The 22683-nt window shown below is 74.1% G+C and carries 7 protein-coding genes; all 7 read right to left on the reverse strand.

Translation table 11 applies throughout. The features are described from left to right. Positions 1-4795: beta-ketoacyl synthase N-terminal-like domain-containing protein (locus ACWC0C_RS45595; protein ID WP_450870886.1), on the reverse strand; the 4795-nt coding region annotated here is incomplete at its 3' end. Positions 4796-5568: 773 nt separating this feature from the next. Further along, on the reverse strand, positions 5569-6873 hold the full coding sequence (locus tag ACWC0C_RS45600) for a cytochrome P450 (protein WP_450870887.1): 1305 nt from the start codon (positions 6871-6873) through the stop codon (positions 5569-5571). A 168-nt stretch (positions 6874-7041) separates the two neighbouring features. Next, positions 7042-8199 carry an acyl-CoA dehydrogenase family protein gene (locus tag ACWC0C_RS45605; RefSeq protein WP_450870889.1) on the reverse strand — a complete coding sequence of 386 codons (1158 nt, stop codon included), beginning with the start codon at positions 8197-8199 and terminating at the stop codon, positions 7042-7044. Positions 8200-8242: 43 nt separating this feature from the next. Continuing rightward, complete coding sequence (locus ACWC0C_RS45610) at positions 8243-16360, reverse strand: type I polyketide synthase (protein WP_450870890.1); 8118 nt, start codon at positions 16358-16360, stop codon at positions 8243-8245. 334 nt (positions 16361-16694) lie between these two features. Then, on the reverse strand, positions 16695-17279 hold the full coding sequence (locus ACWC0C_RS45615; RefSeq protein WP_449201759.1) for a DUF2867 domain-containing protein: 585 nt from the start codon (positions 17277-17279) through the stop codon (positions 16695-16697). A gap of 31 nt (positions 17280-17310) precedes the next feature. After that, positions 17311-18753, reverse strand: coding sequence for a cytochrome P450 (locus tag ACWC0C_RS45620; RefSeq protein ID WP_450870891.1), 1443 nt, complete (start codon positions 18751-18753; stop codon positions 17311-17313). Between the two features lie 68 nt (positions 18754-18821). Beyond that, positions 18822-22683: alpha/beta fold hydrolase (locus tag ACWC0C_RS45625; protein ID WP_450870893.1), on the reverse strand; the 3862-nt coding region annotated here is incomplete at its 5' end.

A 22683-nucleotide genomic window follows, 5' to 3' on the forward strand; every position in this document is an offset into this window, starting at 1 on the left:
CCTCACCCCGCAGCACACCCAGCAGCGACCACTCCACGAACTCGCCCAGCGCCGAAGCGCACTCGGCCATCCGCGCCGCGAACACCGGCGAGGACCCCAGCAGTTCCACCGCCATCCCCGCCCACTGCGCACCCTGACCGGGGAACACGAACACCGTGCGACCGTCCACGTCGGCCGTCCCGCGCACCAGGCCGGGCGTCTCCTCGCCGGCGGCCAGGGTGTGCAGGCCCCGTACCAGGTCGGCGCGGTCGGTGGCGGTGAGCACGGCGCGGTGCTCCAGGCCGGCCCGGGTGGTGGCGGCCGCGCGCGCGAGGTCCTCCAGGGTCAGCCCGGGGTTGCTCTCCAGGTGGGCGGCCAGCCGGTCCGCCTGTGCCCGCAACGCGGCCGCGGTCTGCCCGGACACCACCACCGGCACCGGAGCGGACACCACCACCCGCACCGCACCGGACGGCTGCACCGCGTCCGGTTCCGGCGCGGGTTCCGCCGCCGCCTCGGGTGCCTGCTCGACGATCACGTGTGCGTTGGTGCCGCTGATCCCGAACGAGGACACCCCGGCCCGGCGCGGCCGGTCGTGCTCCGGCCAGGGCCGCGCCTCGGTGAGCAGCCGTACCCCGCCGGATGCCCAGTCGACGTAGGGCGAGGGCTCGTCCACGTGCAGCGTGCCCGGCAACTGCCCGTGCCGCAGCGCCTGTACGACCTTGATCACCCCGGCGACCCCGGCCGCGGCCTGGGTGTGACCGATGTTGGACTTCAGCGACCCCAGCCACAGCGGCTCACCGGCGCGGCCCTGGCCGTAGGTGGCCAGCAGTGCCTGCGCCTCGATCGGGTCGCCCAGCGTGGTGCCCGTACCGTGCGCCTCCACCAGGTCCACGTCGGAGGTGGCCAGACCGGCGGCGGCCAGCGCGGACCGGATCACCCGCTCCTGTGCGGGACCGTTCGGCGCGGTCAGCCCGTTGGACGCGCCGTCCTGGTTCACCGCCGAGCCACGCAGTACCGCCAGCACCGGGTGGCCGTTGGCGCGCGCGTCGGACAGCCGCTCCAGCACCAGCTGCCCGGCGCCCTCCGCCCAGCCGGTGCCGTCGGCCGCCGCCGCGAACGACTTGCACCGCCCGTCCGGTGCGAGCCCGCGCTGCCGGGAGAACTCCACGAAGATGCCCGGCGTGGACATCACCGTCACGCCGCCGGCCAACGCGAGCGAGCACTCCCCCGCGCGCAGCGCCTGAGCCGCCAGGTGCACCGCCACCAGCGAGGAGGAGCACGCCGTGTCCACGGTGACCGCCGGGCCCCGCAGTCCCAGGCTGTAGGCGATCCGGCCGGAGGCGACGCTGGCCGTGGTACCGGTCAGCACATAGCCGTCCAGACCGGCGGCGCCCTCGTGCATCCGCGGGCCGTAGTCCTGCGCCATCACGCCGGCGAACACCCCGGTCATGCTGTCCCGCAGGGACAGCGGGTCGATCCCGGCGCGTTCCAGGGCCTCCCAGGAGGTCTCCAGCAGCAGCCGCTGCTGCGGGTCCATGGCCAGCGCCTCGCGCGGCGAGATACCGAACAGCCCGGCGTCGAACTCGGCCGCCCCGTACAGGAAGCCGCCGGTGCGCGCGTAGCTGCGGCCCGGCCGGTCCGGATCCGCGTCGAACAACCCGTCCAGGTCCCAGCCGCGGTCGGTGGGGAAATCGCCGATCGCGTCGCCGCCGGTGGCCACCAGCCGCCACAGGTCCTCCGGTGAGCCGACCCCGCCGGGGAACCGGCAGGCCATCCCGACGATCGCGATGGGCTCGGCGGTGGGCGCCGCCACCGCGGGCGCGGGGTTCACCGGCGCCCCGGCGGCCAGCTCGGCGATCAGGTGCCCGGCGATCCGCTGCGGGGTCGGATGGTCCAGTACGACCGTGGCGGGCAGCCGTAACCCGGTCACCTCGGCCAGCCGCTGCCCCAGCTCCACCGTCATCAGCGAACCGAAACCCAGGTCCTTGAAGGGGCGGCGTACGTCCAGTTCCTCGGCCGATTCCAGCTCCAGCGCCGCGGCCACCTCGGCCCGCACCAGTGTGCGCACGGCCTGCTCCCGCTCGGCCGCGGGCAGCCCGGCGAGCCGCGAGACCGGCCGCGCCGGCGCCCCGGCCGGCGGCTCGGCCGGCACGGCGGGCGACGCGCCGCCGGTGGCCGTCACCCCGGCGATCCAGTGCCGCCGCCGCTGGAACGGGTAGGTGGGCAACGGGATCCGCCGTGCCCCGGAGCCGGCGTAGAACCGCGTCCAGTCCACCGGCACACCCCGCGCGTGCACCCGGGCCACCGCGGTGAGCAGCGACCTCAGGTCCGGGCGCTCCCCGCCGGCCATCGCGGAGACGAACGCCACGTCCTGCGGCGCGCTGCCCGGGCCCATCGCGCACAGCGTGCCGTCCGGACCCAGCTCCAGGAACGTGCGCGCACCGCCCGCACAGGCCGCGCCGATCGCGTCGGCGAACCGGACCGTGTCACGGGTGTGCCGCGCCCAGAACTCCGGCCAGTCCAGCCCGGTCGCGTCCAGCTCGGCGCCGGTCAGCGAGGACAGGACGGGCAGGGCCGGCCGCCGCCAGTCGATCCGGGCCGCGGCCGCGCGCATCCCGTCCAGGATGCCGTCCACATGCGGCGAGTGGCTGGCCATCGGGACCTGGATCCGCCGGGTGCGCCTGCCCCTGTCGGACCAGCGGCCCGCGATCGCCAGCGTGGCGTCCTCGTCGCCCGAGATCACCGTGGCGGCCGGGCTGTTGAGCGCGGCGATGGACACCAGCCCGCCGGATGCCTCGACGTCCCCCAGCAGCTCCGCCTCGGACGCCTCCACCAGCACCATCGCCCCGCCGGGCGGGATCTCGTGCATGAGCCGGCCTCGGGTGGCCACCAGCGCGCAGGCGTCGGCCAGTGACATCGCCCCGGCGACGTGCAGGGCTGCCAGCTCGCCGAAGGAGTGGCCGAGTACGGCGTCCGGGGTGATCCCCCAGCTCTCCACCAGCCGGAACAGCCCGACCTGGACGGCGAACAACGCGGGCTGCGTGTACGCCGATTCGTCCAGCAGCGCGGCGTCCGCCGAACCCTCCTCGGCGAACATCACCTCCAGCAGCGGCCGGGGCAGGTGCGGGCGCATCCGCTCGCAGATCTCGTGCACCGCCGCGGCGAACACCGGGTGGCGCCGGTAGATGTCCCGGCCCATCCCCGGCCGCTGGTTGCCCTGGCCGGCGAACAGGAACACCGTCCGTCCGTCGACGGCCGTACCGTGCACCACCCGCGCGTTCGCCGTGTCCCCGGCCAGCGCCCGAAGCAGGCCGGGCACCTCCTCGGCCGACTCGGCGACCAGCACCGCCCGCCGCTCCAGCCGGCTGCGCGTGGTGGCCAGGGAGTAGGCCAGGTCCACCGGGGACGCCGACGCCGACTCGCCCAGCAGTCCGGCCAGTTCGGCCAGCGCGGCCGGGGTCCGCGCGGACAACGGCACCAGCACCGGGCCGTCGTACCGCCCGGCGTCGCGGTCCGGCGCCGGGCCGGGAGCGGGCGGCTCGGCCAGCACCACGTGGCAGTTGGCCCCGCCCATGCCGAACGAGCTCACCCCGGCCAGCAGCGGGCCCTGAACGGCGGGCCAGGGACCGGTCCCGGTGACCACCCGCAACCCCAGCTCCGCCAGCGGGATCCGCGGATTCGGGGTGCGGAAGTTCAGGCTGGGCACCAGTTCCCGGCGCGACAGGGACAGGACCGTCTTGACCAGGCCGGCGATCCCGGCCGCGCCCTCCAGGTGCCCGATGTTCGTCTTCACCGAGCCGACCAGCAGCGGCCGCTCGCGGTCGCGCCGCGCCACCATGCCCAGCGCCGCGGCCTCCACCGGGTCGCCCAACGGCGTTCCGGTGCCGTGCAGTTCCACATAGCTCAGCTCGGCCGGGGACACCCCGGCCGCCGCGCAGGCCAGCCGCAGCACCTCCGCCTGCGCCTCCGGGCGCGGGGCGGTCAGCGCGTCGCCGCCGCCGTCGTTGTTGGTGGCGCTGCCCCGGATCACCGCGTGCACGGTGTCCCCGTCGGCCAGCGCCGCCGACAGCGGCTTGAGCACCAGCACCGCGCCGCCCTCGCCGCGCACGAACCCGTCGGCCCGCTCGTCGAAGGTGTAGCAGCGTCCGTCCGGCGAGATCGCGCCCAGCGCCCGGGTGACGTCGTAGCCGTCCTGGGCGATGTTCAGCTGGACACCGCCGGCCAGCGCCACCGCGCACTCCCCGGCCGCCAGCGCCCGGCAGGCCAGGTGCACCGCGACCAGCGCGGAGGACTGCGCACTGTCCACGACCAGGCTCGGCCCGCGCAGCCCCAGCGCGTACGACACCCGGTTGGCGATCATCGCCCGGTTGCGTCCGGTGGCCGAGTGCGGGCTCAGCCGCGTGCCGCGCAGCGCGGCGTAGTCGTCGTAGGTGGCGCCGACGAACACGCCCGTGCCGTCCGCACTGCCGCCGTCGCCGTCGCCCGGGATGATCCCGGCGTCCTCGAAGGCCTCCCAGGCCAGCTCCAGCACCAGCCGCTGCTGCGGGTCCAGCACCGCCGCCTCACCCGGCGAGATACCGAAGAATCCCGCGTCGAACGAGTCGACCTGGTCCAGGAATCCCGCCCGCACCGGCTCACCGGAGGGCAGCACGGGCACGGCCGGGCCATCCGGATGGCAGCGCCGCGGGCCGGGCTCGCCGAGCGCGTCCCGCCCGTCGCGCAGCAACTGCCAGAACTCGCCGGGGTTCGCGGCCCCCGGCAGCCGGCACGCCAGACCGACGATCGCAACGGGTTCTTGGCCCGTGACCCGACCCACTCGGTCACCCCCGCGCGCTTCCCCTTCGACACCCACGCGTGACTCCCACCCGACACCCACGTGTGACTCCCCGCCGACACCCACGCGGGCTTCCCCCTCAACGCCCACGCGAGCTTGCCCCTGAACGCCCACGCGTGACTCCCCCTCCACACCCACGCGGACTTTCCCCTCGACACCGGCGCGGGCCTTCCCCTCAACGCCCACGCGGGCCGACCCCTCCACACCGACGCGTGACTCCCCCTCCACACCGACGCGGGCCTTCCCCTCAACGCCGACGCGTGACTCCCCCTCCACACCCACGCGGGCCTTCCCCTCCGCACCCACCCGGATTTCCCCCTCCACTCCCAGGCGCGTTGCCCCCTCTACACCCACGCGGGCCTCCCCCTCCACACCCACGCGGGCCTCCCCCTCCACACCCACGCGCGCTTCCCCCTCAAGACCCACGCGTGACTCCCCCCTCCACACCCACGCGGGCCCTCCCCTCCGCACCCCCGCGGGCTTTCCCCTCCGCATCGGCTCATGGGCGAGGACACGCGGGCACTCCGGGTGGACGGCTTTCAGGGCACTGCGGGCAGGCCGGGGCGTCTGGTCGTGGGCAGCCGGCGCGTTCGGGCGGCGGGCATGCCGTCGGCCTGGCCCGTGCCGGCGCCGGGCCGGCGGCGTTCCGGATCGAGTGCGGACCGGCCTCGGGCGCCGGTCCGCTGCGGGCACGTGGTCACCACACCGTGACCACCTTCAAGGCTCCTGCCGCGAGCAGCGGGACACCGGACCGCTCAGGCCCGGACGAACTCCACCGGCACTCTCAGCGCCACCGTGTGCTTGCTGTTGTTGGCCCAGGGCACGGGACCGGTCAGCCGCACCTCGGCGACCCGGTCGAGCAACACGCCGAACAGCGTGCGCAGTTCGATACGGGCCAGGTCCACCGCGAGGCAGCTGTGCGGCCCCCGGCCGAAGGCCACGTGCGGGTTGGGGTCGCGGCGCACGTCGAAGTTCATGGCGTCGGCGAACACGCTCTCGTCGCGGTTGGCCGACGACCACCACAGCGTCACCTTGTCGCCGCGGCGGAACCGCGCATCGCGGAACGTGAAGTCCTCGGTGGCCGTCCGCCGGTTGTACGGCGTCGGCGTGGACCAGCGCATCATCTCCTCGATGGCGCTGTCCAGCAGGGAGCGGTCCGCGCGCAGCGCCTGCCACTGGTCGGGGCGCTCGGCGAGGGCGAGCAGGCCCACCGCGATCACGTTACGGGTCGGCTCGCTGCCGGCCAGGGTGAGCAGGTTGACGAACACCTCGCGCTCGTACTCGCCCAGCGGCGGCTCGCCGTGGCCGTCCGGCAGGTCACCGGCGGCGATCACGGACAGGAAGTCCTGCGCCGGGTCGGCCCGCTTCTCGGCGATCAGCTTGACGCCGTACTGGTACATGGCCAGCAGGGCTGCCTGGCTGCGCGAGGAGGACTCGCCGGAGTCGCGGTCCTCGTAGCCCATCACCACCTCGGTCCAGTCGACGAACTGCGGCCAGTCCGCGCGCGGCACGCCCATCAGCGCGGCCATGACCTCGACGGAGAACCGGCCGGCGACGTCGTTCTGGAAGTCGCAGGAGCCCTGCTCCACGACCTCGGAGATGATCGCTTCGGCGCGTTCGGTGATGGCGGGGGTCAGCGCGTCCAGTACCGGGCCGGTGACCGAGGGGGTGACGAGTTCGCGCAGCAGCCGGTGCCGCGGGTCGTCCATCATGTTCAGCATCGCGCCGGAGTAGGTGCCGACGGGCAGGTCGTCGAGGTGGGTGCCGCCGCCCTCGCGGTCGCCGCCGCCCTGGGAGGACAGCAGCGGGTGGGCGGCGGCCTCGACCACGTCGGCGTAGCGGGAGAGGACCCAGAAGTTCTCACCGTCGCGGGTGCGGCCGGGCGGGTGCAGCAGGATGGGTGCTTCCTGGCGGAGGCGGGCGAAGACCTCGTGTGGGAATCCGTCTCCGAACCGGTCCTGATCGCTGAGATCGAATCCACCGAGAACCGCCGGTAAATCGCTTTGGCTTACCTCGGTGGCGCTTCGTGATAACGGGAGGGCGGGTTGTTCCAACGACATGAAACTCTCCATTTTTGCACTGACGCAACGAGGGACGCCAAAAGCATCAGCAGTGTCACCCGATCGTGGAAATTCCGTCAAGCAGCTGCCCGCCCCAACCAGTGTGACGTACCTGAAGTTTCAGCTGTGCGTCCGTTGCTGTTTCAGGTCGAGGTCTTCGTGAGCCTTCTAGGAGCGGCGGGGCACGGGAATGACGTAGCGGCCGAAGAGGAGTTCGCGCAGGACGTCGTCGCCGCCTTCGACGAGGGAGACGTAGCGGATGTCGCGCATCAGCTTGCCGATGGGCAGTTCATGGGTGTAGCCGAGCCCGCCGAACATCTCGGAGCCCGCGCTCGCCACCTCCCAGCCGGCCTGGCCGCAGAACATCTTGGCGGTCAGGGCCGACTTGAGGGTGCCCTGGCGGTGGAAGAGCGCGGCGGCGCCGGGGTCGGCCATGATCGCGTCGTAGTCGCGGGCGGCGCGCAGGCAGTGGCTCTTCATGACGTCGATCTGCATCTCCATCTGCCCGAGCCGCTGTGCGAACACGGGGCTCTCCAGCAGGGTGCCGTCGCGGAAGGGCTTGCTCTTGGCGTAGGTCATGCAGTGGTCGCGGATCCGGCGGGCGATCCCGATCGCGGTGGCGGCGATCAGGATGCGGCTGGCGTTGAGGCCGATCTCCAGCAGCCTGAGGCCGGAGCCGTCGAGGCGGTTCGCGGCGGGGACGCGGCAGTTCTTCAGGCTGACCTGGTAGGTGTGCGAGGCGCGCAGGCCGATGACGTCCCAGCGTTTGACGACCTCGACGCCTGGGGTGTCGCGCGGGATCAGCACGGCGTGGTAGGCCTCGGGATCCTCGGCCGAGCGGGCGATGACGACGAGGAAGTCGGCGAAGTCGGTGTTGGTCGAGAAGAACTTCTCGCCGGTGACGACGAGTTCGTCCCCGTCCGTCGCGACCACCGTGTCGATCTTGGCGAGTTCGCTGCCCGCGGCCCGTTCGCTGCCCAGCGTCGCGCAGAACGAGCCCCGGGCGGCCATGGGCGCGAGATGACGGGCCTTGAGTTCCTCGGAGCCGTACAGCTGCACGATGCTGGTGCCGAGTACGGAGATGAAGAGCGTGAAGGCCACCCCGGCGTCGCCGTAGGAGATCTCGTTGACGATCTCGACGCTGTCCTCGAGGCCGAGGCCCCGCCCGCCGAGCTCCCGCGGCAGCCACCAGTTGGCCAGTCCGGTCTCCCGGAACCTCTCGTAGACGTCCGACGGTTTGTCGTCGAGGGCGTCCAGCTCCGTGTGCCGGCCGTCGACACACTCCTTGACGAATGTGCGCACGGCCTTCAGGTCTTCCGGCTTCATCTCTCCACCACTTCCAGGTCCGGCGCAGGGGGCACGGACGTTCTCATTCGGAAATCGCTCGCTGTACGAGGGCCTCGATGTCGAGTTCGTCGATCTCGTCCAGCGCGTCGGCCTCGTCGGGTGCGTCGCTCGCGTCGTCCGGCGGGCCGCCGGTCCCGTCCTCCGTCTCCGGGGCGGGAAAGAGCAGTTCGCGCACGCGTTCCGCGAGCGCGGCGGGCGTCGGATAGTTGTAGATCACCGTTGCCGGGACATGGACTCCGGTGTCTTTCTTGACCTGGTTGCGGAACTCGACTCCGCTGAGGGAGTCGAAACCGATTTCCTGGAACGTCATGTCGGCGTCGATGTCGTCGGCGGACGCGTAGCCCAGTACCACGGCGGCGGTGTCCAGCAGGAGGGCCACCAGTTCCTCGCGCTGCTCCTGCGACGGGAGGCCGGCCAGCTTGCGCGCCATGGCGGACTCCCCGCTCTCCTCGGCGGGGACGGCCCCCGTCGAGGACGCGGGAGCGGGAGCGGGCCGGACCAGGGTGCGCAGCAGCGCGGGCACACTGTTCCGTCCCAGGGCGCCCCGATCGACCTGCACGGGCAACTGCAGCGTCCGGTCCACGGCGAGCGCGGCGTCGAACAGGGCCATGCCCCGCTCCGCCGTCAGCGGTTCCATGCCATGGCGCCGGAAGCGCGCCAGGTCGGCCTCGCCGAGCGTGCTCGCCATACCGGTCTCCCACGGGCCCCAGGCCAGCGAGAGCGCGGGCAGTCCCGCCACGGTCCGGTGCTCGGCCAGTGCGTTGAGGAAGGCGTTGGCCGCCGCGTAGTTCGCCTGGCCCGCGTTGCCGATCACGCCGACCACGGAGGAGTACAGCACGAAGGCCGACAGCCCCATGTCCTTGGTGAGTTCGTGCAGGTGCCATGCGGCGTCGGCCTTGGGCGCGAAGACGCGGTCGATCCGCTCCGGGGTCATCAGTTCCACGGTGGTGTCGTCGAGCACGCCGGCCATGTGCACGACCGCGGTGAGCGGCGCGTCCCGCGGAATCCGCGCGAGCTGCTCGGCCAGTGCCCCGGCGTCGGAGACGTCGCAGGCCGCCTGGGTGACGTTCGCGCCCAGCTCGGCCAGGTCGGCGGCCAGTTCTGCCGCGCCGGAGCGGCTGAGGAGCAACAGGTTGCGCACGCCCTGCTCGACGACGAGATGGCGGGCGAGCAAGGCGCCCAGACCGCCGGTCGCGCCGGTGAGCAGGACCGTTCCGTCCGGGTCCCAGGCCTGCGGCGCGGCGGCCGGGGCGGGCTGCGGGACCAGGTGCGGTGCGTACGCCCTGCCCTGGCGGATCGCCAGCTCGGGCAGGGTCGTGTCCAGGGTTTCGAGCGCGCGCAGCGACTCCTCGCCGCCGTCGGTGTCCACGAGCACGAACTGGTCGGGGTGCTCGACCTCCGCGGAGCGCACCAGTCCCCACACCGCGGCGAGGGCCGGATCGGGTGTCTCCCCGGGGAGGGCCGCCACGGCGTTCCTGGTCACGACGACCAGCGGGCGGTCGTGGTGGTCGCCCAGCCGCCGCTGCACCAGCTCCAGCGCGGCGCGGGTCGCGGCCCGCGCCGCCGCGGGAGCGTCACCGTACCCGTCCGCCGCGACGTGCACGATGTCGGCGGGGCCGGCCGGCCGCTGCGGGCCCGGCTCCACCGGCGCCCACTGCACGGCGAACAGCGAGTCGGCCAGGGAGCCCCGGGAGAGCTGGTCCGCCGAGGCCGGCATCAGGGCTAGGGACTCGACGGTCAGTACGGGCGCACCGTCGCACGTCGTGATCGACAGCGACACCTCGCTCTCGCTGATCCGGGCGGCGCGGACCCGCAGCCGGCCTTCGGCGTGCGCGTGGCGGGCGACGCCGGAGAACGAGTAGGGCAGCACGGCCTGCGCCGGGTCGTCCGGCACCATCAGCGACAGCACCGGGTGCAGAGCGGCGTCGAACAGGGCCGGGTGCGCGGCGAATCCGCCCTTGGCGTGCGGTACCCGCTCGGGCAGCTCGACCTCGCCGTAGACCGCGTCGCCGAGCCGCCACAGCGCGCGCAGCCCCTGGAACGCCGGGCCGTATCCGTAGCCGCGCTCGCCCAGCTCCGTGTAGAAGGCGGCCACGTCCACCGCGGCGGCGTCCCGCGGCGGCCACGCCTCGGCGGGGGCGGCAGGTGCGGGAGCCTGCGGGACGACGTGCCCGGCGGCGTGCCGGGTCCAGGTTCCGGCGGCGCCGGACGCGGGACGCGAGTACACCCCGACGGGGCGCCGGCCTGAGGGTTCCGCCGCGCCGAGCACGACCTGTACCCGCACGGCACCGCCGGTGAAGGCCAGGGGCTCGTGGAGGATCAGTTCCTCGACGGCTCGGCAGCCGGTGCCCTCGATCGCGCGCAGCGCCAGGTCGGTCAGGGCCGCGCCGGGGAACACGGAGGTGCCGAAGACGGCGTGGTCGGCGAGCCAGGGCTCGGCATCGAGGTCGATCCGTCCGCTGAACACCGTCTGGTCGCCCACGGCCAGCTCGGTGGCGGCGGACAGGAAGGGATGCCCGACGGGTTCGAGACCGGCGCCCGTGGCGTCGGCGCGCGGCTGGGTCTGCTGCGCCCAGTAGCGCTGGTGGTCGAAGGCGTAGGTGGGCAGGTCGACCGGCCTGCCGACGACGCCGACGGCGTCCAGGTAGGCCCGCCAGTCGACGGGAACGCCGGCGACGTGCAGGCGGGCCAGGGCCTCGGCCGCCGAACGGGTCTCGGAACGGCCCTTGCGGGCCAGGGGTATCGCCGTCACGTCGGTGTCGGCGAGGGTGTCGGCGGCCGTGGCGGACAGGACGCCGTCGGGGCCCACCTCGACCAGCACCCCGGCGCCGGCGGTCACGGCGGCGGCGACCCCGTCGGCGAAGCGCACGGCCTCCCGCACGTGGCGCACCCAGTACTCGGGCCGCTCCAGCTCGCCCGGTCCGGCGAGGGCGCCGGAGACGTTGGAGACGACCGCGATGCGTGCGGGCGCGTAGGTGACCGACTCGGCGACGCGCCGGAACTCGTCGAGCATGGGGTCCATCAGCGGCGAGTGGAAGGCGTGCGAGACGCGCAGCCGGGTCGTCTTGCGCCCGTCGGCGGCCAGGGTCCCGGCGACCGCGGTGACGACCTGCTCCTCGCCGGAGACGACGACCGCGGCGGGGCCGTTCACGGCGGCGATGGAGGCGGCGTCCTCGTGTCCGGCCAGCGCGGCCCTGACCTCGTCCTCGCTCGCCTGGACGGCGACCATGGCACCGCCGCGCGGCAGCGCCCCCATCAGGCGTCCGCGGGCGGCGACCAGCCGGGCCGCGTCGGGCAGCGAGAACACGCCCGCCACGTGCGCGGCGGCCAGTTCGCCGATGGAGTGCCCGACGAGTACGGCGGGTTCGACGCCGAGGGACGTCAGGAGCCGGTAGGCAGCCACCTCGAAGGCGAACAGCGCGGGCTGGGTCGTCGCCGTCTCGTCGAGCAGCCGGGCCGTCCCGGACCCGGGTTCGGCCGAGACGGCGGCGTCGACGGGGTGCTCCAGCAGGGGGTCGAGTTCCGCGCAGACCTCGCGCCAGGCCTCGGCGAACGCGGGGAAGGCCGCGATCAGTTCCCGGCTCATGCCCAGGCGCTGGCTGCCCTGCCCGGAGAAGAGGACGCCGACGCCGGGCGGCGCCGCCGCGTGCCCGGTGACCACACCCGAGTCCCGCTGTCCCCGGGCCAACGCGTCGAGTCCGGCGAGGAGTTCCGCCCGGTCCGACCCGATGACCACGGCGCGGTGGTCGAAGGCCGAGCGCCGGGTGGCCAGGGACAGGGCCACGTCGGCCGGGTGTGCGGCGGTATCTGCGGTGAGCGCGCCGGCCAGTTTGCCCGCCTGCCGGGCCAGTGCCTTGGCGCTGTGCGCCGACACCGGCCACACCGTCTCGCCCCGGGGCCTCGCGGCCGAGGGGACGGCGGGTTCGACGGGGTCGCCCTGCTCGATGATCACGTGCGCGTTGGTGCCGCTGATCCCGAACGAGGAGACACCGGCGCGCCGGGGCCGGTCCGCCCGCGGCCAGTCGCGCTGTTCGGCCAGCAGCAGTACGGCGCCCGAGGACCAGTCGACCCGGCTGGAGGGCTGCTCGGCGTGCAGGGTCCTGGGCAGCGCCTCCGCACGCATCGACATGATCATCTTGATCACCCCGGCGACGCCCGCGGCGGCCTGGGTGTGTCCGATGTTGGACTTCAGCGACCCCAGCCACAGCGGGTCCTCGCGGTCCTGGCCGTAGACGGACAGCAGTGCCTGCGCCTCGATCGGGTCGCCGAGGCTGGTGCCGGTGCCGTGTGCCTCCACCGCGTCGACCTCGGCCGGCGACAGGCCCGCCGAGGCGAGGGCCTGGCGGATCACCCGTTCCTGGGAGGGGCCGTTGGGCGCGGTGAGGCCGTTGCTCTCGCCGTCCTGGTTGATGGCGCTGCCGCGCAGCACGCCCAGCACCCGGCGGCCGTTGCGGCGGGCGTCGCACAGCCGCTCCAGTACCAGCACCCCGACGCCCTCGGACCAGCCGGTGCCGTCGGCGGCGTCGGAGAACGCCTTGCAGCGGCCGTCGGCGGCCAGTCCGCCCTGCCGGGCGAACTCGACGAACATGCCCGGGGTGGACATGACGGTGACACCGCCCGCGAGGGCGAGGGAGCAGTCACCGGACCGCAGCGACTGGGCGGCCAGGTGCAGGGCGACCAGCGAGGAGGAGCAGGCCGTGTCGACGGTGACGGCCGGTCCCTCCAAGCCGAGGCTGTAGGCGATCCGTCCGGAGACGACGCTGCCGGAACCGCCGGTCAGCGCGTGGCCCGCGAGGTTGCCGGTGACGTCCTGCAGGCGCGGCAGGTAGTCCTGGGCCATGGCCCCCATGAACACCGCGGTGCCGGTGCGGCGCAGCTGTGCCGGGTCCTGGCCGGCGTGCTCCAGCGCCTCCCACACGGCTTCCAGGGCGAGCCGCTGCTGCGGGTCCATGGCGAGGGCCTCACGCGGGCTGATCCGGAAGAAGCCGGCGTCGAAGTCCGTCGCGCCGTCCAGGAAGCCGCCGGCGGGGACGAAGTCCGCGTCCACGTCGACCTGCCAGCCCCGGTCCTGTGGGAAGCCGCCGATCGCGTCGACGCCGTCGGCGACCAGGCGCCACAGGTCCTCGGGGGTGGCGACCCCGCCGGGCAGCCGGCAGCTCATGCCGACGATCGCGATCGGCTCGTCGGCGGCGACGAAGGGGGCGGTGACGGGGGCGGATGCCGCACCGGCCCGGTCCTCGCCCGTACCGGCGAACCGCTCGCGCAGGTGCCGCACCAGAGCGGCGGGGGTCGGGTGGTCGTAGGCCGTGGAGGCGGGCAGCTGCAGGCCGGTCGCGGCGCCCAGCCGGTCGCGCAGCTGTACCGCCGTCACCGAGTCGAAGCCGAGTTCCTTGAAGGTCTGGTCCGCCCCGATCCGCGCGGTGTCGGCGTGCCCGAGCAGCACCGCCGCCTCACCGCGCACCAGCGTCCACAGCTCCCGCTCGGACGTCCCCGCGGCCGCGGGGACGTCCCCGGGCGCCGCGGCGGTGGGGGCCGGTCGCGGGGCGGGTGCCACGACGGCCGCCCCGTCGACCCAGTAGGTCTCGCGCTGGAAGGCGTAGGCCGGCAGCGGCACGCGCCGGGCTCCGGCGAACCGGCCCCGCCAGTCGAGGTCGACGCCCCGGCTGTACAGCTCGGCCATGGACAGCAGCAGGCGGTGGCTCTCATCCTCGTTGCGGCGCAGCGTGGGCTGTACGACGGCGGAGCCGGCCGTGGCGGCGATGTGCATCGCCAGCACCGGGTGCGGGCTGACCTCCACGAACACGCCGTATCCGGCGTCGGTCAGCGCCTGCACGGTGTCGGCGAAGCGCACCGGCTCGCGCAGGTTCCGGTACCAGTACTCGGCGTCCAGGGTGGCCGGGTCGACCCGTCCGGCGACGACGGTCGAGTAGAACGCCACGCCGGTGTCGGTGGTTTCGGCGCCCGCGACGCCGTCGAGCACTTCGTCCCGGATCGCTTCCACGTGGTCGCAGTGGGAGGCGTAGTCGACCGGGACGATCCGGGCGCGGCTGCCCCGGGCCTCGCAGTCGGCGACGGCCGCGCGGACGGCGTCGGGGTCGCCGGAGATCACCACGGTGCCGGGCGAGTTCACCGCCCCGACCGAGACGCGGGTCTGGTCGACCTGGTCGGCGGGCAGGTCCAGGACGGCCATCAGGCCGCGCCCGGACAGCTTCTCGGTGATGATCCGGGCGCGGGCGACGATCAGCCGCACGCCGTCGGCCAGGGAGAGGATGCCCGCCGCGGTCGCGGCGGCGATCTCGCCCTGGGAGTGGCCGATGACCGCGTCGGGCCGCACGCCCGCCGCGCGCCACACCTCGGCCAGCGAGACCATGACCGCGAACAGCGCGGGCTGTACGACGTCCATCCGCTTCAGGGCGGTCTCGTCGCCGAGCACGTCCCGCAGCGACCAGCCGGCGAACTGCCGCAGCAGGCGTTCGCACTCGTCCATGCGGGCGGCGAACACCTCGTCCGTGTCCCACAGCCCCTGGGCCATGCCGACCCAGTGCGCGCCCTGGCCGGAGAACACCCAGACCGTGCCGGCGCTCTCGGCGGCGGTGCCGGTGACGACCCGCGCCGACGGCCGGCCCTCCGCCAGCGCGGCGAGGCCGTCGAGCAGTTCCTCGCGGTCGGCGGCGAGCACGACGCCCCGGCGCTTCAGCGCGGACCGGGTGGTCGCGGTGGAGAAGCCGACGTCCAGGGGGTGCAGGCCGGTGTCGCCCTGCACCCGGTCGTGCAGCCGGCGGGCCTGGGCCCGCAGGGCCTTCGGGGTGCGCGCGGACAGGGTCACCGGGACCGGGGGGCCGGGCGGCGCGGGCTCGGCCGCCGGCCGCGGCTCGGGCCGGGGTTCGGGGGCGGCGACGACGAGGTGGCAGTTGGTGCCGCCGATGCCGAAGGAGCTGACGCCGGCCAGCCGGGGGCCGTCGGGCCACGGCGTGGCGGCGGCGTTGACCCGCAGCTTCCACTCCTGGAGGGGGATGTCCGGGTTCGGTGTCTCGTAGTTGAGGCTGGCGGGCAGCAGCCCGTGCCGCATCGACAGGCCGACCTTGATCAGGCCCAGGACGCCCGCGGCCGCGTCGAGGTGGCCGATGTTGGTCTTCACCGAGCCGACCAGCAGCGGCTCGGCGGCGTCGCGGCCCTCGCCGAACACACCGGCCAGGGCGCTCGCCTCGACCGGGTCGCCCGCTCGGGTGCCGGTGCCGTGCAGTTCGACGTAGCGGACCTGGGCGGGGGCCACGCGGGCGGCGCGGCAGGCCTCGGCCAGCAGGGCGCTCTGCGCCTCGGCGTTGGGGACGGTCAGTGCGCCGGGGCCGTCGTGGTTGACGGCACCGCCGAGCAGCACGCAGTACACGGTATCGCCGTCCGCGAGCGCGTCGGCCAGGCGCTTGAGCACGACCACGCCCGCGCCCTCGCCACGTACGAAACCGTTGGCGCGGGCGTCGAAGGTGTAGCTGCGGCAGTCCGGCGACAGCGCCCCGGAGCGGGCGAAGGCGATCGTGCTCTCCGGTACGAGGTTCAGGTGGACGCCGCCGGCCAGCGCCAGCCGCGCGGTTCCCGAGCGCAGGGTTTCGCAGGCCATGTGCACCGCGACGAGCGAGGACGACTGCGCGGTGTCCACGGTCAGGCTCGGCCCGTGCAGGCCCAGTTGGTGCGAGACCCGGCCCGCGATCAGGCCCCGGCCGAGTCCGGCGATGGAGTGGTGGGACAGCGCCTCGCCGCCGTGCCGGTGCACCAGGGAGGCGTAGTCGTCCCCGGTGGCGCCCAGGAACACCGCGGTGGCGCTGCCACGCAGGCTCTCCGGCGGCAGGAAGGCGTCTTCCAGGGCCTGCCAGCTCAGTTCGAGGACCATGCGCTGGCGCGGGTCCATCACCGCGGCCTCGCGCGGGGAGATGCCGAAGAAGCCCGCGTCGAAGTCGGCGACGCGGTCGACGAAGCCGCCCTGCGGGTGGCGCGCCAGTTCGGCGATGTCCGTGGGCCACCGGTCGGCGGGGGCGTCCGTTATCGCGTGTTCGCCCTCCCGGAGCAGCTTCCAGAAGGCACGCACGTCCTCGGCGCCCGGGACCCGGCACGACATTCCGACGACGGCGACGGCATTCCGGTCCACGCCCTGATCCATCCCGTCCCTCAAGGTGAGCCCTTCCCCGAACTCGTTCACGCCCATAGAGCTCCAGCCCTCTCTACCCCTTCGGCTGCACTGCACGATCCGTGAACGACGCCCGCAGATACACTTTCGCGGCCTCACATTCGGCGAATTTCCGTGCCGGGCGCGAGCCGCGTGCGGCGGGCCGCGGCCTGCCCGCGCCCGTTCCAGGGCAGCCCTGATGGCCGACGCGGTGTCCGCGCCGACCATCAGGGGGGTGCGGGCTCTGCCCCCGGCCCGCCGGGAATCCGGGAACGCCCCGGCCTCAGCGGGCCGATATCGGTAAGGCGCCCCGGCCTCAGCCGGCCGTACGCGCCTTCCAGCCGCGGCCGATCGTCCTGACCAGGGACGGCGTCACGAAGACGCGCCGGAAGGGCAGGATGACGGGCATGTAGACCTTCCCCAGCATGCCCTTCTTCTTCACCAGCACGGCCATCTGGGCGTGGTGCCTGCCGTTGCCGTCGTCCACCCAGCCGATGTGCATCACCGCGTGCACCGTCTTGTTGACGACCTCGGTCACCCACTCCTCGGAGGTCTGGTAGACCGACTTCATCGGTACCGTCCTCAGGTCCGGGCCGCGCGTGCCCTCACGCAGGTCGTCCGGCAGCCGGTCCCGCAGGGAGGGGTTGCGCGGGCCGACGCCGTGCTCCGCTCCGTCCCACTTGAGGAGGGCGCCGAGTCTCCAGCGGATCGCGAACAGCGCCTTGTACGCAGGCGACGGGTCGAAGTCCCTGCCGTCGCCGCTGAACTGCTCGACCAGGAGGGGCAGGTCGTCGGGTCCTCCCGGGGTGGCCAGGTCCCATACGTCCTCGACCTCGAAGTCCTTGACGAACTCATGGATCCGCCACGGCCGTTCGGTGAACGCGGTGTTCGGCAGCCTCATCAACTCTCCATTTCTCGTGGCCGACCCCGTCTCAGGCCGTGGCCGCCCCGGTCTTCACCCTGCGCGGGCGGAACACCATGCGGGCACCGTTGCGCGGGATGTTGACGACCGTGCGGCTGTGCGCGGACTCCGGCGCGGCGTCGGCGCGTTCGACGTCGCAGGTCGTCAGGATCTCGGTCAGCGTGGCCTTCAGCTCCATCAGCGCGATCCGGTCGCCCAGGCACCGGGTGTGGCCCCCGCCGAACGGGATCCAGGTGTGCGAGGCGGGCTTGACGCCGAGGAAGCGCTCCGGCCGGAACTCGTCCGGCTGCGGGTAGTTGTGCTCGTCCCGGTTGAGCAGGTAGGCGCTGGCCCACAGGCGGTCGCCGGGCGCGTAGCGCACGCCGCCGAGCTCGACCGGCTTGACCACCTCGCGGGGGACGATCTGCTGGATCGGCGGGCCGAGCCGCAGCACCTCGTGCACCACCGCCGTCAGGTACTCGTCGCTCGTCCCGTCCTCGATCTCCGTGCGCAGGCGCTCGACGACGTGCGGGTGCCGGGTGAGGAACTCCAGCGCCCAGCAGATGGCCGAGGCGGTGGTCTCCGTGCCGGCCAGGAACTGGGTCATGATCTCGTCGCGCATCTCGGTCCGGCTCGGGGTGGAGCCGTCCGCGTCGGTGATGCCCAGCATCACGCCCAGCAGGTCGTCGCCGGACGCGTCGGACCGCTCGCGCTCCTCGATGGCCGCGTCCACCATCCGGTGGACCCGCTCGCGGCGGGTCAGGAACTCGTTCACGCCGTTGGGCCGGAACAGGCGCATCCACGCCATCTTCCAGGACGGCAGCATGTGGAACGGCTTCATCGTGCTGGGGCGGGAGTTGAACTCCAGCATCTTCATCACCTCCGCGAACATCTCGGCCTCGCAGGAGGGACGGTGCTCGCCGAAGAGGACCTCGAGGATCACCTTGGTGGTGTAGCGGTGCGCGAAGGGGTGGACCGACACGGCCCGGTCGCGCGGCCAGGACGCGACCTCGTCCTTGGCGAGGCGGACGACCTCCTGCTGGACCCGCTTCAGCGCGTCACCGCGGAAACTCGGCATGACGCTGCGCCGCCGGGCGGTGTGCTCCTGCTCGTCCAGCCAGGCCAGGCCGTTCTGGCCGGTCCACTTCTCGATGGGGGTGTTGCTGGAACCGGTGTGCAGGACGTCCCGGGGCGCGAGGAACATCTGCTTGACGTCCTCCGGTGCCGATATCACGTAGAGCGGGACGCCGGGGATGATCGTGACGCGGAACCTGCTGCCGTACTTGGCGCGGCAGTTCTTCAGATACGGCTCCGGGCGGGCCCAGATGCTCAGCACCTGCTTCAGCCGGGGCATGTCCACCACCGGCAGCGCGGTGGAGGGAACGATCTCCCGCGGGGCCGGCGAGGAGTGGGCGACCGGGCACGTGCCCCCGGACGTGGCCGTCGCGTCGTGAGCGTTGCTGGAGTGGTCCATGTTCTCGTTGCTTCCTTGTCTCGTTGCCGCTTGGGTCACGTGCTCTGGCGTGGTGTCTCCGGCGCCGCTCATGGCTCGATCCACCGTTCGATCGCGTCCGCGGTGTCCGCGGCGGCGGCCTCGATCAGGGCGAAGTGGTCGGCTACGACGTCGACGTGGTCGTCGGTGTCCTCCCACCGCGGGCCGCCCGGTGCCGCGGCGCCGAGCGGTTCGGCCGCCCGGATCATGAGGGTCCTGGCGGACAGGGCCTGCGGCCGCAGGCCGGTGAACAGACGCAGGTAGGCGCCCATGGACAGCCAGCTCGCGTCGTCGATGGAGATCGCGCGCCGCTCCTGGGTGAGGATCTCGGACAGCAGGGCGGCGAACGCGCGGCCGCCCCCGTCCTCGTCGTCGTCGAACGCGAGCGTGTCGATCAGGGCGACCCCGGCGAGCGCGGCGCCGGAGGACTCCAGTCGCCCGGCCAGCGAACGCGCCACGGCACCGCCCATGGAGTAGCCGGCCAGGACGAACGGCGCGTCGCCGACGGCCGCGCGGATCGCGTCCTCCAGCAGCTCCAGGGCGACCTCCCGGGACCGCGGGGACAGCCCGGTCCCGAAGCCCGGCAGGGAGCAGACGTAGACGTCCCGCACGCCCTCGAAGCGGTCGGCCAGGCGCATGAACTGTTCCTGGCCGGAGCCGACCACGTACACGTAGGACGGCACGCAGACGATCTTCACCCGGCCGGGTCCGGAGGCCAGTTGCGCGAGCTGACCGTCGGTGCCGGGCAGTTCGGCGGCCGACGCGAAGGCCGGTCCCTCGCTCGCGGCGGACAGCAGGTGCCGCAGCGCCTCCGGCATGGTTCCGGACTCGGCGGCCTGCCGGAGCCGCACGCTGATCGTGTCCGCGGTGGGCTCGGGCGAACCGGCGGCCGGCGCACCGGAGCCGAACTGCTTGAGCAGTTGCCGGGCGAGCTGCGCCGGGGTGGGGTGCTCGAAGACGAACGAGACGGGCAGCCGCAGTCCGGTGGCCTGCGCGAGCCGGTTGCGCAGCGCGACCGCGCTCATCGAGTCCATGCCCAGTTCCTTGAGCCTGCGTTCGGCGTCGATCCCGTCGTCGGCCGTGTGGCCGAGCACGGCCGCGACGTGCGCCGTGACCAGTTCGAGCACGATCCGTTCGCGGTCCGCGTCCGAGACGCCCGTCAGCCGCTGCGCCAGCGACCCGCCGCTCGCCTCCCGCTGGGCGGGCAGGCGGACCAGGCCGCGCAGCAGCGCCGGCAGGGTCCGCTCCAGGGCCTGCGTGCGCAGGGTCGCGAGGTCCGGCAGAACGGGGGCCACCAGCGCGGCGTCCACCGTGAGGGCCTGGTCGAACAGCTGCAGGGCATGCTCGACCGGCAGCTCGACGGTGCCCGGGGACGCGGCGTCCGACTCCCACGGGCCCCACGCCAGCGCGGTGCCCGCGAGGCCGGCCGCCCGGCGCGCCCGCACCAGCGCTTGCCCGGCCGCGTCGGCCGCCGGGTCCTCGGCCGGGCCGCCGGCGAGGGAGGCGAACGAGCCGAACACCACGAAGGCGGAGAGTCCGGACCGCTCGGTCAACGTGTGCAGCCGCCAGGCCAGTTCCAGTCCTCCGGGCTCGTCCGAGGTGTGGACGACCGCGGTGAGCGGCCGGTCCAGGGACTCGACCACGGTGGCCAGCCGGTCGGGGTCGGGCGCCTCGACACGGGCTCGGGCGCCGAGTTCGGCCAGCTGCTCGACCAACCCGTCCGCGGCGGCGCAGGGCTCGCCGAGCAGCAGCAGGTCCCGGACCCCGTGGCGGGCGGCCAGGTGCCTGGCCAGCGAGGCACCCCGAGGGGTCATGCCGCCGGTGATCAGCACCGTGCCGTCGCTCGCCCGGGCCGCGTCCCGGTCGGCGGGGCCCGCCGGGACCGGAGCCAGCCGGGGCGCCAGGAACTGCCCGGCGCGCACGGCCAGTTGGGGTTCGTCGGCACCGAGCAGCGCGCCCCACTCCGGCTCGGCCGCGCCGTCGAGGGTGTCCACGTCCACGACGAGGAACCGGCCGGGATGCTCGGACTGCGCGGCCCCCAGCACGCTCCAGGCCGCGGCCTGCGCCGGGTCGGGGACCTCCCCGTCCCGGACCGCCACCGCCCGGCGCGTCGCGACGACCAGCACGGGGTCACCGGGCCGCTCCTGCTCCGCCCAGCGCCGTACCAGTGCCGAGGCCTCGTCGGCCGCGGCGCGCACCGCCGAGGGATCATCCTCGCCGGTGGACGTGTCGATCAGCGTGAGCACGGCCTGCGGGGCCGCCGCGCCACCGGCCACGGCCGCGTCGAGGTCGCCCAGATCGGCGTACCGGTCCGTCACCGCCCCGGCAGCCCCGCCGAGCGCGGCGAGCCGCACCGGCGTGGCCGCACCGGCCGGAACCGGAACCCAGTCGACGCGGTACAGCGAACTCTGGCCGCGGCGCAGCTCCTCCAGGTGGGCCTGGTCGACCTCCTGGAAGGCGACGCGGTCCACGCCGAGCACGAGCGCGCCGTCCGCGTCGAAGACGTCGAGCCGCAGGGTGTCCGCGTCGGCGACGACGCGTGCGCGGCCCCCGGTGGCGCCGGACGCGGCCAGCCGCACCCCGGACCAGGAGACCGGCAGCTTCGCCGTGCCCTGGTCGGTGAAGCCCGCCTGCCCGCTGTGCAGCGCGGCCTCGAAGAGGGCCGGGTGGATACCGAAGGTCGCGGCGCCGATGTCCTCGGGCAGCGCGAGCTCGGCGTACACCTCGCCGCCGGAGCGCCACACCGCCCGCACCCCGTGCAGCGCCGGGCCGCAGTCGAGGCCGAGCCCGGCCAGTGCGGCGTACAGCCCGTCCACCGGCACCGGCTCGGCGTCGGCGGGCGGCCACTGGCCCGCCCAGCCGGCGGCGGGCTCGGTGTCCGGCGCGAGCCAGCCCGTGCAGTGGCGCATCGACTCGGCGCGCTGGTCGCCGTCCGGACGCGAATGGACCGTCACCGAACGGCGGCCGTCCGCTCCGGGAGCGCCGACGATCGCCTGGATCTGCAGCGCCGCGCCGTCGGACAGCAGCAGCGGCGCCTCGAACATCATCTCGTCGAGCAGCGGCGTCCCGACCCCGCGGCCGGCGGCCAGCGCCAGTTCGACCAGCGTCGTGGTGGGCGCGACGGGGAGGCCGAAGGCCGCGTGGTCGCGGAGCCAGGGCTGGGCGTCGTGGGACAGGCGGCCGGTGAGCACCCACTCGTCCCGGTCGGCGAGTCGCATGCTCGCCGTCAGGATCGGGTGCTCGACACGGCCGAGGCCGGAGACGGCCGGGTCACCGGTGACCGGCCGCGCGCTCGGCCAGTACCGCTTGCGCTGGAAGGCGTAGGTGGGCAGCGGGCCCGGCCGGGCGCCGGAGCCGGCGAAGCAGACGGCCCAGTCGATCTTCACCCCGGCGAGGTGCGCCTCCGCGAGGGAGAGCAGGAACCGCCGCATGCCGCCCTGGTGCCGGCGCAGCGAGCCGGCCACGCCGACCCGGCCCGCGCCGACGGCCGCGACGGTCTCCTCCATCGCCACCCCCAGCACCGGGTGCGGGGACATCTCCAGCAGGCAGCCCGCACCGTCGCCGACGAGCGCGCGGATCGCGGGCTCGAAGCCGACCTGGCTGCGCAGGTTGGTGTACCAGTACCCGGCGTCCATCGTGGCGGTGTCGATGAACCCGCCGGTCACCGTGGAGTAGAACGGCACCCGGCCACTCGACGGCTCCACCGGCGCGAGCGCCTCCAGCAGATCGGCCTCGATGGCCTCGACCTGCGCCGAGTGCGACGCATAGTCCACTGCGACCCGCCGCGCCCGGACGTCGTCGCGCTCACAGGCGGCCAGCACCTCGTCCAGCGCGCCGGGTTCACCCGCGACGACCACCGCCGCCGGACCGTTCACCGCCGCCACCGACACCCGGCCCCCATACGGAGCGATC

Source organism: Streptomyces sp. NPDC001709, from assembly GCF_053596375.1.

Coding starts and splice junctions, on each gene's coding strand:
- ACWC0C_RS45600 (WP_450870887.1), bottom strand. CDS start 6,873: ATGTCGTTGGAACAACCCGCCCTCCCGTTATCACGAAGCGCCACCGAG.
- ACWC0C_RS45605 (WP_450870889.1), bottom strand. CDS start 8,199: ATGAAGCCGGAAGACCTGAAGGCCGTGCGCACATTCGTCAAGGAGTGT.
- ACWC0C_RS45615 (WP_449201759.1), bottom strand. CDS start 17,279: ATGAGGCTGCCGAACACCGCGTTCACCGAACGGCCGTGGCGGATCCAT.
- ACWC0C_RS45620 (WP_450870891.1), bottom strand. CDS start 18,753: ATGGACCACTCCAGCAACGCTCACGACGCGACGGCCACGTCCGGGGGC.